This is a genomic window from Streptomyces sp. NPDC015125 (assembly GCF_043080045.1).
In the GTDB taxonomy this organism is placed as follows: Bacteria; Actinomycetota; Actinomycetes; order Streptomycetales; family Streptomycetaceae; genus Streptomyces.
Genome location: NZ_JBIBVF010000001.1, coordinates 431,687 through 444,970, shown reverse-complemented (window position 1 = coordinate 444,970; position 13,284 = coordinate 431,687). Strand labels below are relative to the sequence as shown.

The window sequence follows — 13,284 nt, the reverse complement described above, 5'->3', positions numbered from 1 at the left end:
CACGTCCTGCCCGCGGTCACCTCTTATGAGACTGCGTGTCAGCAGGGGCGTCAATCCCCTGTGCACGACTTATTGACCCGTCGGTAAGAACCGTGTGAGCCTGCCAACGACCGCCCGTGACAAGGCGTTTGGCGAGCCGAGGAGGCGTCCGTGTCGACCCCAGATCTCTATGTTCAGGACCCTGGCGACCCCGTGTGGAAGGTGCCCGCGTCCGGCGCGGCACGCTTCAGCTGGGACTACGACGACGGGCGCGACCGGCTGCTGGCCCTCTACCAGAAGGGCAAGGACAAGCAGTGGGACGCCACCTTGCGGATCGACTGGGACCTGGAGGTCGACCCCTGTGACCCGCTCGGCACCCCGGACGAGTCCATGTCCCTGTACGGCACCAGGTACTGGGACAAAATGACCGAGAAGGACCGCGGCGAACTGCGTCAGCACTACACCTCCTGGCAGTTCAGCCAGTTTCTGCACGGCGAACAGGGCGCCATGGTCTGCGCGGCACGGATCGTGGAATCCGTCCCGGACCTCGACGCGAAGTTCTACTCCGCCACCCAGACCATGGACGAGGCGCGGCACGCCGAGATCTACAGCCGCTTCCTCCGGGAAAAGATCGGGATGCTCTACCCGATCAACGACAATCTCCAGGCGCTGCTCTCCGACACCCTCAAGGATTCCCGCTGGGACATGCCCTATCTCGGCATGCAGGTGCTGATCGAGGGCCTGGCACTGGCCGCCTTCGGCATGATCCGCGACACCACCACCAAGCCCCTGCCCAAGCAGATCCTCGCCTACGTCATGCAGGACGAGGCGCGCCATGTCGCCTTCGGTCGTATGGCGCTGCGCGACTACTACAAGCAGCTCACCGACGCCGAACTGCGCGAACGCGAGGAGTTCGTCATCGAGGGCTGCTACTTGATGCGCGACCGCCTGCGCGGCCTGGAAGTCCTCGAAAACTTCGGCATTCCGCACGACGAAGCCGCCGAATTCACCGAGAACTCCGAATTCCTGCACCTCTTCCGCAAGCTGCTCTTCAGCCGGATCGTGCCCTGTGTGAAGGACATCGGCCTGTGGGGCGAACGTCTCCAGCGCGCCTATGTGGACATGGGTGTCTTCGAGATGGGCGACTCCAATCTCGATCTGCTCATGGCCGAGGACGAGGAACTCGCCGAAAAGCTCGACGCGGAGCGTTTTGCGGCCGAGGAAGAGGCCCGTACGGCGGAGGTCGCGACGGCCATCGCGGAGGGCGCGGACGAGGACTGAGCGGGCGGTGGAGGGCAGACCGCTGCGCTGCCGTTGACCCCGGCGAGCGCGGATGAGGACGCGGCAGCCGAGGCCCGCCCGGCCGGACGCTGCCGCCTTCGCTCCGCGAGTTCCTGCTGACCACCCACGGGTGGCGGGACGCGCCGGGACTGTGCGACACCGGGACTGTGCGACGCCGGGACTGTGCGGGCGCACCGCTCCCGACCGGCCGAGCCGGGGGGAGGGCAGGGCAGGGCCGGGCAGGGCCGAGGGGTGGGACGGGCAGGGCCGGCGACCCCGGCGGACTACCGCTTACCGGACCGGGCCAGCCACCGCCCCTCGTGCCGGGACACCTCGATCGGACGGCCGAAGCACGCGGTCATCCGCTCTCCCGTCAGCACCTCGTCCACCGGGCCGCGTGCCTGCACCCGGCCCTCGCGCAGCAGCAGGGCGTGGCCGATGGACGGCGACAGCTCCTCCAGGTGGTGGGTGACCGTCACGGTCGCCAACCCCGGCCGTGCCAGGGCCAGCCGGTGCAGCGCATCGATCAGGTCCTCGCGGGAGGGCAGATCGAGCGCGTTGAACGGCTCGTCGAGCAGCAGGAGCCGGGGGTCGGCCATCAAGGCGCGGGCGATCAGGATCCTGGCCCGCTGGCCGCCCGAGCACACCCCGAACGGCCGCTCCGCCAGCTCCTTGCAGTCCAGCTCGGCGAGCAGCTCATGGGCGCGCTCACGGGTCGCCTCGTCGTACTTGCGCCACAACGGCTGCACGGTGCCGGTCGCCCCGGTCAGGACGACCGTGTGGCCCGTCGCGTCCTGCGGAACCTTCTGTGCGCCGGAGACCAGTCCGATGACCGCGCGCAGCTCGCGGACGTCCACGGAGCCGAGCCGGTGCCCGAGCACCTCGACGGTGCCGACGGTGGGGAACATCAGCGCCCCGACGAGACGCAGGAGGGTGGTCTTGCCCGCGCCGTTCGCACCGAGCAGCGCCCAGTGCTCACCGGACCGTACGCTCCAGTCGACGGCGTCGAGGATGACCTGCCCGGTGGTGTACCGCTTGACGCCGACGCCCTCCAGGGCGGCGATCACGCGGGCTTCTCCGGGGGCCGGCTGCGGAGCGGACCGCGCCGGGGACGGCGCGGACGGCAAGGACTCCCGTGGCGGCGAAGGCTGCGTAGAGCTCATCGCCGCAGGGTAGCTGCGTACGACACCTTTCTGCGGAGGGGTCCGATGTGTGGACCCTGACCGCGGCGACAGGAACCGGGAGAGGGCAAGAGGACGGGAGAGGGCAAGAGGACGGGCAGGGGAGAAACAGGGGCAGGAGGGAAACAGGGGCAGGGGCAGGGGCAGGGCGGGGGAAGGGACAGGCTGCGACGGTGTCGACGGACCGGAGCCCGGCGCCCGTTACGGCTGGGACAGCCCCAACAGCTCCCGCACCCGCGCGTACTTCGCCGTCAGCCGCTCCCGCGTCGGCGCATCCAGCACGGCCAGCCGCTCCGGATCGGCGTTGTGCGCGAGATCGGACTCCTTGACCAGCAGCGCCCCGGGCGTGGCCAGGATGCGCGCGGTGTACTCCTCGACCGGTTCGGCCGCCCTCTTGGTGACGGCCAGGATCATCGCCTTGGTCGTCTCGCCCAGCGCCGCACCGGCCAGCCACTCCCGGCTCAGCGCCCCGTCCTCGACCGCGTCGTGCAGCCAGGCCGCGGCGATCTGCTCATCGCTGCCGCCCCGCTCGCGGACCCCCGCCGCGACCGCGGCCAGATGTTCGGCATACGGGCGGCCCGCCTTGTCGGTCTGTCCCGAGTGTGCGCGCCGGGCCAGCGCCTCCACCTCGGCCAGGGACAACAGCAGGGGCGGAGCAGGTTCCATGGACGGGATCGCATCAGCCATACGGCCATTGTGACGCCGGGACGGGCAACCGGGCACACCGCGAAGGGCCTCAGCCCACAGCCGCCGCCATCACCGCCCGTGCGATCGGCGCCGCGCTCCCCCCGCCGCTGATGTCCGCACGGTCGGCGGCCGCATCCTCGACCACCACGGCCACGGCCACGGCCGGCTCGTAGCCGTCCTTCTGCCTCGCCCAGGAGATGAACCAGGCATACGGCGTGCCCTCGTTGCGTACACCGTGCTGCGCGGTGCCGGTCTTGCCGCCGACCGTGACGCCCTTGATCGCGGCGAGCCGCCCGCTGCCGTGCTCGACGACGTCGACCATCATGTCCTGGAGCTGCTGTGCCGTGACCGGATTGGTCACCTGGCGGGTGGGGCGGTGCGGATCGGCCGTGACCACGACACCCCGGGCATCGGTCACCTTGTCGATGAGCGACGGCGCCGTCAGCTGGCCCCCGTTGGCGACCGCCGCCGCGACCATCGCCATCTGGAGCGGTGTGGCGGCGGTGTCGTACTGCCCGATGGCGGAGAGCGCGACCTGCGAGGCGTCCATCCGCGTATCGAAGTTGCTCGGCGCGACGGGCGAGGGGATGTACAGCCGCCGGTCGTTGAAGCCGAACCTCCGAGCCGTATCGGCCATGCCGTGCAGCCCGATCTCCGCGCCCAGCCGCGCGAAGACGGTGTTGCACGAGGCCCGGAAGGCGTCCTTGAGCGACGCGTCCGCACAGCCCTTCGCAGCATTGCCGAGCTGGGTGTCGGTGCCGGGCAGAGGGTAGGGATCGGGCGAATCGGTGGCGGCGTCGATATCGGTGACCTTGCCGCTCTCCAGCGCCGCCGCCGCGGTGACGACCTTGAACGTGGAGCCGGGCGGATAGGTCTGGCGCAGCGCCCGGTTGAGCATCGGCTGCTGCTCGGCACCGTTCAGCCGGTGCCAGGCCTCGGTGACCTCGGCGCCGTTGCCGGACAGCTCGCCCGGGTCGTACGACGGCGTACTGACCAGCGCCAGGACCCGCCCCGTGCGCGGCTCGATCGCGGCCACCGCGCCCTTCTTGCCCCCCAGCCCGTCGAACGCGGCGCGCTGCATCCGTGGGTTGATGGTGGTGTGCACGCTGCCGCCCGCCCGGTGGGCGCGGGTCAGCCGGTCCCACCACGGGAAGGTGGCGAGCCGGTCGTCGGCCCCCGAGAGGATGCCGTCCTCGGCGCTCTCCAACAGGGAGGTCCCGTAGGTCTGCGAGGAGTAGCCGGTGACCGGTGCATACAGCGGCCCCTCGGTGTACGTGCGCTCGTAGCGCAGCCGCCCCCCGCTGTCCCGGGAACCGGTGACCGCGCGGCCGGCGACGAGCACGGCACCGCGCGGTTGTGCATAACGGACGATCGGCCCCCGGCGGTTGGCGGGACTGGCGCTGAAGCGTTCCGCGTCGACGACCTGCACCCGGGCGGCGTTGACCAGCAGCGCCACGAGGAGGAGGAAGGAGAAGGCCGCGGTAAGGCGAATACAGCGGATCAACGGCCGGCCTCCGTGGAGGGCGCGTCATCGACGGGCGCCGGTGACGGGGCTGCCGGCAACCGGCCCTGCGCCCGGGGCCCGCTCTGCTCCTCGGCGCCGCTCACCGCCTCCGGCACCTGGGGCTTGGCCGGCTTCATGAAACCGACCACCCAGCTCCCGGCCCCGAGCCCCGTGCCGCTTCCGGGAAGGCCCGCCGCACTGCTCCTGCCGTCGTGCGCGCCCGCGCTCCTACCGTCGTGCACACCTGGGCTCCTGCCGTCGTGGGCGCCCTCACCCCTGGCAGCATGCGCCACACCGCTCCTGGCCTCGTCACCGCTCCTGGCCTCGTCACCACTCCTGGCCTCGTCGGCCGTCTCGTCCGCCCTCTCGTCCGCTGCCCCGCCCGCCCCGGGGCGCCCGGCAGCGCCCCGAGCCCTTCCGGCCCCCCTCTCGCCCCTCCCACTCCTCCCACCCCTCCTCCCACGGTTGATCGCCTCCGCACCCGGCATCCGCGCCCGATTACTGATCCGCAACAGCAGCGCGATGATGATCCAGTTCGTGACGACGGACGACCCGCCCTGCGCGAGGAAGGGCATCGCCATCCCCGTCAGCGGAATCAGCCCCATCACCCCGCCCGCGATCACAAAGACCTGGATGGCGGGCAGCGCCGCGAGGCCCACGGCCAGCAGGCTGCCGAACGGGTCCCGCAGGGCGACCGCGGCACGGTAACCGCAGGCCACCAGCAGCGCATACAGCAGAAAGAGCGCGGTCAGCCCGGCCAGCCCCAGCTCCTCGCCATAGGTCGCCAGGATGAAATCGGACTTCATGGCGAAGCCGATCAGGTACGAGTGGCCCTGGCCGAGGCCGGTGCCGAACATCCCGCCGGCGGCGAACGCGAACAGCGACTGGGCGAGCTGACCGGGCCCCTTGCCCGCCGCGATACCGGCGAACGGGTGCTGCCAGTCCTCGACCCGGCTGTGCACATGCGGCTCCAGCGCGCCGACTGCAGCCGCCCCGATGCCCGCCAGGATCAGCCCGATCGCGATCCAGCCGGTCCGACCGGTGGCCACGTACAGCAGGACGACAAAGATCCCGAAGAAGAGCAGCGAGGTGCCCAGATCGCGTTCGAGCACCAGCACGGCGACGCTGATCAGCCAGATCGCGACGATCGGCCCGAGCACCCGGCCGGTCGGGAGCCGTAGCCGCCACATCCGGCGCCCGGTGTGTGCCAGTGCGCCGCGGTTGGCGGCGAGGTAGCCCGCGAAGAAGACGGTGATCAGCACCTTGGCGAACTCGCCCGGCTGAAGGGAGAATCCGGCGAAACGGATCCAGATCTTCGCCCCGTTGACGGCGGGAAAAAGAATCGGCGCCGCCATGAGCACGAGCGCCAGTGCCGCACACACATAGGCGTACCGCTGCAGCATGCGGTGGTCCCGCAGCAGCACCACCACCGCCGTGAACAGCGCGACGCCGACGGTCGACCACAGCAACTGGGTGGGTGCGGCGTGATTGCGGGGCGTCTCCTGGTCGAGCCGGAAGATCAGCACCAGCCCGACGCCGTTGAGCAGCACGGCGGTGGGAAGCAGCAGCGGATCGGCGTACGGGGCGCGGAAGCGTACGGCGAGATGCGCGAGCAGCGCGAGCCCGCCGAGCCCCGCGCCATAGCGGACCGCCCCACCCGGCAGGGCATGCCACCTGGCCAGACCCACAGCCACATAGCCGCAGACGCTGATGAGGACGGCGCCTAAGAGGAGGGCCAGTTCGACGCCCCGCCGCTTGGGAAGCGACGGCAGGGGTGGGGGAGTGTCCGCCGGGCGTGCGGCGGCCGTCGCCCTTGCCATTGCCGTCATGTCTGGCAACGTAGCAAGCAGTGGCCGCTATTTCCGTTATGTCGGATACGACGTTCGGGCGTCCGCCCGTCTCGGCGTCCGTGACGGGGGAGCGCAGCTGCGTCTATACGTCCGCATCTATATGTCCGCGTCCATGCGTCCGTGCGTCCATGCGTCCGTGCATTCCAAAGGATTCACGAGACACGGGAGGGACGCTGCCGCCGGGCCACCCCACGGCGGATGCGGGCCACGTCACCGCTCACCGCGCCGGACAGGGCTGAGGCCTCTTCGGCGCCTCTTTTCGGCGTAGATCCAGTATCCCCCGGTCCGGCCCTCCCTGTCACCGTTCTCCGGAATGATCTTCGCGGCGGGAAAGGCCCCTAGCGTGGTGGGCCGGAACAGGCGCAAACCGCAAGCGCAAACCACAAGCGCGGACCCCGAGCGCAAACCACAGGCACAGACCAGGGAGTGAGCGTGACAAACGACAACAGCACGGCGGCCCTGTCGGCGGAACTCATCCGCATGGCTCAGGCGGACCAGAGCACCTCACCCCGCGCGAACAGCGAGGACCCCGCGGAACAAATGGCCTGGCGCCGGCTCACCGCGCAGCACGGTGACCGGCTCCACCAGATCATGGACGAGTACGGCTGGCCGACGACGGAGCTGGTCGGTGACGATGCCGCTCGCGGCGCCTGGCTGGTTGCGCAGCACGCCGACCGCCAGCTCGATGTGCAGCGGCGTGCGCTCCGGCTCATGGAGCAGGCGGTGGAAGCGGGCTCGGCGAGCCCTCGCGAGCTGGCTTTCCTGCGCGACCGGACGCTGGTGAACGAGGGCCGCCGACAGATCTATGGCACACAGATCGCGGGGGTCGTCGAGGGCTCGCCCGTCCCCTGGCCCTGTGAGGACCCCGAGCGCATGGACGCCCTGCGGGGTGAAGTGGGCATCGAGCCCTTCGACGAGTACGTCGCCAAGTTCGCGATGAGCTGAGGCGCGACTCGGACCTTTGGAGGCCCCGACCTCAACACCAGCGAGGGGCCTCCCCATCGCTCACGATGTCCCGCCGGGAGGACCAGGCGTATGACGCATCGGAGAGCTTGTACCAGACCGGGTTGCCCTCGATGCGCTCCGCCTTGACCCGGCAGACGATCCCCACCACGGCCCCGTACTCCTTCGAACCGACCACGCGGTAGCGGGTGCTCGGGCCGATGCGCAGCACCAGCCCGTCCTCGGCGACGACATGGCCCTGGGATACGGCGAGGTTGTCGCCCTCGCTGCCGTCGGACGCCAGGGCGGGGCCGGCCGCGACGAATCCGGCCAGCACACCGGAAAGAGCACAAAGAGCGAACAGGCCGAACTTGCCGGACTTCGACTGCGGAAACATGCGCTTCCTCCTGCGAAGGGGGGAGCCCCAGGGGATTGATTCCCTGCGGGGTGAGATGAGCGAAGCTGCCGGGCGCCACCTGACGGACGGGTCGGGGCCTGTGCCCCGCCGGTGCGGTGCCTGTCGCACCCTTCCCCGGCTGTGATGCGGCCGCCCGCTACCGCGCCGCTCTCGCACCACGCCGGGCCCGCCGCTTACTTCGTTCCCTACTCACGCTAAAGATGCCCCGGAGAGTCCGCAACTCGTCACCATCCGTGATGTTGCGAGTCGGTCGGCCTTGCCCACTCGGCTCCGAACGCTCCCGTCGGGCACCGGAACCACGCCCTCCTCCCTCCTCCCTCCACCCCCCCCAACGCGCCCGCAAGGGAGCACCCTTGGCACACCGACCGCCCGAATCAACCGCGCAACCCGACCGGTCCCACAACGCATACCAGCCGCACGGCCCACCCGGCCCCACGACGCAAGCCACCCCCACAACGCAAGTCACCCCCACAACGCAAGCCGGCCGCACAGCCCCCCAACCCCGCAACTGCTCACCCGCCTCCGCAACTGCTCACCGGCCTCCGCGCCCACTCGCCCACCTCGCGCCCACCTCGCGCCCACTCGCCATCTCCGCAGGCCCACCGCCGGACCAAGGGTTCGGCCTCCCCTTGATCGGCAGGGGGCGCGGCGGCGACGGGCGCAGACCGGCAGGGAGGCGGCAAGGGCCGCGGAGGAGGCCGGTCTAAGGGAGGAATCAGGGGTACCCCAGGGGTCGCTCAGGGTCGTTCCGGGTTGTTCCGTGAACGCGCCCAATGGCACTTTGTAAACTCGTCCAGACCGAATAGAAGAAGAAGGCCGAGGCCGAGCTCGTCACGCAGATGCGGGCGACCGAAGACATCGGTCGATGGCATGGACCAGTGCCATGACCACCGTAAGCGAGGGGCTATGGCGTACGTCACACCGGTGCACGCCGAGTGGAGGTTCCGTGCTGCCCCGGCCGCCTTGGGCCGCGGAGCGCGGGGGACCGTCCCCCTCGACGAAAGGCAGTATTAGCGTCATGACGACTCTCCGTTCCCGGATCATCGCCTGGGCCGGCCGTATGTATCTGGCGAGAACCCGGAAGAAAGGCTTCGACCTGTCTCGAATGTCTTTCTTGCCCGAGTCCGTCCTGATGCCATTGCGACGCGATGAGCTCAACCCTGTGGGCGATCTGGCAGCCGTCCGGGAGCGGGAGCCCGTCAGTAAGCTCCCTGTGCCGATTGCCGCCAACGTCTGGCTGGTCACCGGCTACGACGAGGTCAAGGCGGTCCTGGGGAAGGCCAATGCCTTCAGTTCGGACTTCACCAACCTCGTCGGCAAGGCCGGCGCCGGCGCCGAACAGAACCCCGGTGGACTCGGATTCGCCGACCCGCCGGTGCACACCCGGCTCCGCCGCCTCCTGACGCCCGAATTCACCATGCGCCGCCTCAGCCGGCTCACCCCCCGTATCCACGAGATCGTCGAGGAACGCCTCGACGCCATGGAAAAGGAGGGCAAAAACGGAGATCCGGTCGACATCGTCCACTCTTTCGCCCTCCCCATCCCCTCCCTCGTCATTTGCGAACTCCTGGGCGTCCCCTACGAAGACCGCGCCGACTTCGAACGCCTCAGCGCCGCCCGCTTCGACCTTTTCAGTGGCGCAAACGCCTCCTTCGGCGCCATATCCGAATCCCTTTCCTATTTCCGGGACATCGTCAAAAAGCAGCGCGAAAATCCCGGCGACGGCCTGCTCGGGATGATCGTGAAGGAACACGGCGACTCGGTCAGCGACGAGGAACTCGCGGGCCTCGCCGACGGCGTCCTCACCGGCGGCTTCGAAACCACCGCCAGCATGCTGGCCCTCGGCGCCCTGGTCCTCCTCCAGGACCCCAAGCACTTCGCGGCCCTCCACGACGGCGACGACGTCGTCGAAAGCTACGTCGAAGAACTCCTCCGGTACCTGACCGTCGTCCAGGTCGCTTTCCCGCGCTTCGCCCGTGAGGACCTGGAAATCGGCGGCGTCCGGATCTCCTCCGGAGATGTGGTGCTGTGCTCCCTGAGCGGCGCCGACCGGGACGGCAAACTGGGCCCGGAAATGGAACAGTTCGACCCCACCCGCAATGTCCCCTCCCACCTCGCCTTCGGCTACGGAATCCACCGCTGCGTAGGCGCCGAGCTGGCCCGCATGGAACTCCGCGCCGCCTACCCCGCATTGGTGCGCCGCTTCCCGAACATGCGCCTCGCCGCCAAGCCGGAGGAACTGGAATTCCGCAAACTCTCGATCGTCTACGGAATCGAATCCCTCCCGGTCCGGCTGGACGGCTGACCACACTGACCACAAGTTCCGCCCCGCGTCCCGGACACGACCGGGCACCCGGCCGAGGGGCTCGGTGCCCGGTCTCTGCCGGGAGCCTCGTGCGGTCACCGGCCGGCCGGGCACCGCTTCCCTCGCCCCGGAACCGCGCCCGCCCGCGATACGCACGGCCGCGGTACGGACCGGCTGCGCTATGGACCGGCTGCGCTACGGACCGGCTGCGCTACGGACCGGAAATGCGTTTGACGCCCGCCGGCCCCCGGCGATCGGATGGCGCGCTATGAGCACCGCGCCGATGCATCCCGGCCCGCACCCCATCGACGACGACCTGGTACGGCAGCTGATCGCCGGGCAGTTCCCCCAGTGGACGGGGCTGGCGGTGGAGCGGTTTCCGTCCGGCGGCACGGTCAACGCCATGTACCGGCTGGGTGACGGCATGGTCGTACGGCTGCCGCTGGTGCAGGGCGGAGCCCAGGACGTATCGATGGAGCAGCAGTGGCTGCCCCGCCTCGCTTCCCGGCTGCCCACGGACATCCCCGAGGTGCTCGGGGCCGGGGAGCCCGCCGAGGGGTATCCGTGGCCCTGGTCGGTGTACCGGTGGCGGGCGGGGGAGAACCCCGAGGCGGGGGCGCTGAGCGAGCCCGTGCCGCTGGCCGAGGATCTGGCCGGGTTCGTGACGGCGATGCGGAGCATCACCCTGCCACAGGCGCCGAGGGCCCACCGCGGCGGGCCGCTCGCCTCGCTCGACGCATCGACCCGGGCGGCGATCGAGCAACTGCGCGGGATCCCGCAGGAGGGTATCGACTGCGATGCCGTGGCCGCCGTTTGGGAGAACGCGCTGCGGGCGCCGGACTGGGAAGGGCCGCCGGTGTGGCTGCACGCCGATCTGATGCCGGGCAATCTGCTGGTGAACGGCGGCAGGCTGACCTCGGTGATCGACTTCGGGTGCACGGGGCTGGGCGATCCGGCCTGCGATCTGTTCCCGGCGTGGAACCTGCTGCCGGCCGACGCCAGGGAGGTCTTCCGCAAGGCGCTCGGCGCGGATGACGCGACCTGGAACCGCGGTCGTGCGCGGACTCTCTCACAGGCGCTGATCGCGCTGCCGTACTACCGGAAGACGAACCCGGCGATGGCACACAACGCCCGGCACGTGATCCGCGCGGTGCTGGCAGAGGGCTGACCCCTCCTGGCAGCACAGCCCGCAACCACGGGCTCGGTGACCGCGGTAACTACGGCCGCCCGAAGGCCTTTCTCCTCGACCAGTGCCTGATGGACTTCATTGCATGGCTCGGGGGCGGCGTCACAGCGCCAGTGCAGCCGGTATCGCCCGGTCCAGGCTGGTCTTTCGATTGGTCTCGACCAGCAGCACACCGCCGGACTGGGAGGCCACGTCCCAACCGCCGTCATTGACACGGACAGGAGGGTAGGACCCGCTACGCTTTATCACCCGAGAAGTGCTTCTTCCCTCGTGGCGTACCCGTCTCTCGACAAGCCCTATCGTTGCAGTTCAGGAGCGCCTCCCACGTTTCTGATCAGCCTTCTGACGGTCCACTTCGCGAAGGCGCGAGGCTAGCGGTCAGGGCTGTCGGCCAAGTGCCCGATGCAGCGGCGCGAAGATCACGGGGCAATTCTTTGGAAGCCCCGACTCTGCCCACCTGGAGGTTGTGTATCGTCGGCTAACTGCCGAACGGAACCTCGGCAGGGGTGTGGCCACGGGGAGGGGGAGCTCACAGGCTCTACTCGTCTGGGGATGTCGGCGCATGCTACCTCCGCTGGTGGGACACACTCCGACAAGCACGCCCTAGGCAAGGAACGCGTTGACCACTTTCACGGCCGACCAGAAGGTTTACACGACACCCCACGGCACCCAGTTGCATGGGGACTCCCTGAGGCTGCTCCAGGGCCTCGACGACGAGAGTGTGGACCTGATCGTCACGAGCCCGCCCTTCGCCCTGCAGCGGAAGAAGGCATACGGCAACGAAGGTCAGGAGGCGTATGTCGACTGGCTCGTCCAGTTCGGTGAGGCCGCAAAGCGCGTCCTGAAGCCAACCGGGAGCCTCGTCGTCGACATCGGCAACGCTTACCGCAAAGGCAGTCCGACTCGATCCCTCTACCCATACCGTGTCCTGCTGAAGTTCGTTGACGATGTGGAGTATCACCTCGCGGAGGAGTTCTTCTGGTACAACCCGGCGAAGCTCCCCAGTCCGCTCGAGTGGGTAAATAAGCGCCGGATCCGGGTCAAGGATGCCGTAGATACGGTCTGGTGGTTCTCGAAGACTGAGTGGCCACAGGCAGACGTCAATCAGGTACTGCTGCCGTACTCGAAGAACATGAAGCGTCTCCTTAAAGACCCGAAAAAGTACTACAAGGAGACTCTCCGCCCCAGCGAGCATTCGATCTCAAAGCACTTCGGCAACGATAATGGTGGTTCCATCCCGCCAAACCTGCTACAGATTTCCAACACGGAGTCGAACTCGAACTACCTACGGCTGTGCCGTGCGCTTGACATCAAATCGCACCCTGCCCGGTTCCCGAGCGAGCTGCCGCGATTCTTCATCGAATTCCTCACCAAGCCTGGTGACGTCGTCGTCGACATCTTCTCGGGCTCGAACACCACGGGGATGGTCGCGGAACAACTTGGCCGCAAGTGGTACTCGTTCGAACTGAGCCGGGATTATGCAGCGCTCTCCATCATGCGGTTCTTGCCGGGAATGAGCCCCCAGGACGCCGAGGCCCTTTACGAGAAGGCACGGACAGGGACTGTGTCCTTGCCGGACGATGGCCAGCCGCTCCTTACCGCTGCCGTGCAGTCCGCCGTCGCAGAGGCAGCACTTTCCAAAGAGGCTGCGGAAGCGGCTCTGGATGCCGCCGAGGCAGATTTCCTGCGTGCGGGGGAGAACCTCGCGGAAGCCAGGTCCGCAGCTGAGAGGGACCTTGCTGCAACTCTCGATGCGGATACTGAGAAGGCTGTGGCTGCTGCCCTGGAGCGTGCCCAGGCGTGGGCCGACGACGCTGCCGCAGCACGCCGTGACGCGAAGCGCCGGCTCAGCAATGCGAGGAAGCTCGCGGATCAGGCCCAATCCGCGCTCACAGAGTTCGAGGCGTTCTACAGGGCGACCTTTGCGGCAGAAGACGCCACGGCGGAGTAG

At 68.9% G+C, this 13,284-nt stretch carries 9 protein-coding genes and 1 pseudogene; 5 read left to right on the top strand and 5 right to left on the bottom strand.

What is annotated here, in order from left to right:
- Positions 1-150 precede the first annotated feature (150 nt).
- Positions 151-1,260, top strand: a complete 1,110-nt coding sequence (locus ACF088_RS01880) for a ferritin-like domain-containing protein (RefSeq protein ID WP_392373411.1) — start codon at positions 151-153, stop codon at positions 1,258-1,260.
- Positions 1,261-1,544: 284 nt separating this feature from the next.
- Here the strand turns inward: ACF088_RS01880 and ACF088_RS01875 are convergent, their stop codons facing one another.
- The 4 genes and pseudogenes from ACF088_RS01875 to ACF088_RS01860 form a co-directional block, all read right to left on the bottom strand.
- Positions 1,545-2,423, bottom strand: a complete 879-nt coding sequence (locus tag ACF088_RS01875; RefSeq protein WP_392373410.1) for an ABC transporter ATP-binding protein — start codon at positions 2,421-2,423, stop codon at positions 1,545-1,547.
- A gap of 219 nt (positions 2,424-2,642) precedes the next feature.
- Positions 2,643-3,128 (bottom strand): HD domain-containing protein, encoded by a 486-nt coding sequence (locus ACF088_RS01870; RefSeq protein WP_392373409.1) that lies wholly within the window; start codon positions 3,126-3,128, stop codon positions 2,643-2,645.
- A 49-nt stretch (positions 3,129-3,177) separates the two neighbouring features.
- Entirely contained in the window at positions 3,178-4,632 is a 1,455-nt protein-coding gene (locus ACF088_RS01865) for a penicillin-binding transpeptidase domain-containing protein (RefSeq protein ID WP_392373408.1), read from the bottom strand.
- Between the two features lie 458 nt (positions 4,633-5,090).
- Positions 5,091-6,452 (bottom strand): annotated as a pseudogene (locus ACF088_RS01860) (FtsW/RodA/SpoVE family cell cycle protein); the annotation flags it as partial.
- Between the two features lie 462 nt (positions 6,453-6,914).
- On the opposite strand from ACF088_RS01860, the gene ACF088_RS01855 reads away from it, so the two are divergent.
- Positions 6,915-7,427 carry a DUF6624 domain-containing protein gene (locus tag ACF088_RS01855; protein WP_392373407.1) on the top strand — a complete coding sequence of 171 codons (513 nt, stop codon included), beginning with the start codon at positions 6,915-6,917 and terminating at the stop codon, positions 7,425-7,427.
- 31 nt (positions 7,428-7,458) lie between these two features.
- On the opposite strand, the gene ACF088_RS01850 is transcribed toward ACF088_RS01855, so the two are convergent.
- Complete coding sequence (locus ACF088_RS01850) at positions 7,459-7,821, bottom strand: hypothetical protein (protein WP_392373406.1); 363 nt, start codon at positions 7,819-7,821, stop codon at positions 7,459-7,461.
- 1,039 nt (positions 7,822-8,860) lie between these two features.
- Here ACF088_RS01850 and ACF088_RS01845 point away from each other — a divergent pair.
- The 3 genes from ACF088_RS01845 (at position 8,861) to ACF088_RS01835 (ending at position 13,284) form a co-directional block, all read left to right on the top strand.
- Positions 8,861-10,147 carry a cytochrome P450 gene (locus ACF088_RS01845; RefSeq protein ID WP_392373405.1) on the top strand — a complete coding sequence of 429 codons (1,287 nt, stop codon included), beginning with the start codon at positions 8,861-8,863 and terminating at the stop codon, positions 10,145-10,147.
- A gap of 283 nt (positions 10,148-10,430) precedes the next feature.
- Complete coding sequence (locus ACF088_RS01840) at positions 10,431-11,315, top strand: aminoglycoside phosphotransferase family protein (protein WP_392373966.1); 885 nt, start codon at positions 10,431-10,433, stop codon at positions 11,313-11,315.
- 637 nt (positions 11,316-11,952) lie between these two features.
- Complete coding sequence (locus tag ACF088_RS01835) at positions 11,953-13,284, top strand: DNA-methyltransferase (RefSeq protein WP_392373404.1); 1,332 nt, start codon at positions 11,953-11,955, stop codon at positions 13,282-13,284.

Bases quoted from the DNA above. Each gene is read 5' to 3' on its own strand.
- ACF088_RS01875 (WP_392373410.1), bottom strand. From the start codon at position 2,423: ATGAGCTCTACGCAGCCTTCGCCGCCACGGGAGTCCTTGCCGTCCGCG.
- ACF088_RS01870 (WP_392373409.1), bottom strand. From the start codon at position 3,128: ATGGCTGATGCGATCCCGTCCATGGAACCTGCTCCGCCCCTGCTGTTG.
- ACF088_RS01850 (WP_392373406.1), bottom strand. From the start codon at position 7,821: ATGTTTCCGCAGTCGAAGTCCGGCAAGTTCGGCCTGTTCGCTCTTTGT.
- ACF088_RS01845 (WP_392373405.1), top strand. From the start codon at position 8,861: ATGACGACTCTCCGTTCCCGGATCATCGCCTGGGCCGGCCGTATGTAT.
- ACF088_RS01840 (WP_392373966.1), top strand. From the start codon at position 10,431: ATGCATCCCGGCCCGCACCCCATCGACGACGACCTGGTACGGCAGCTG.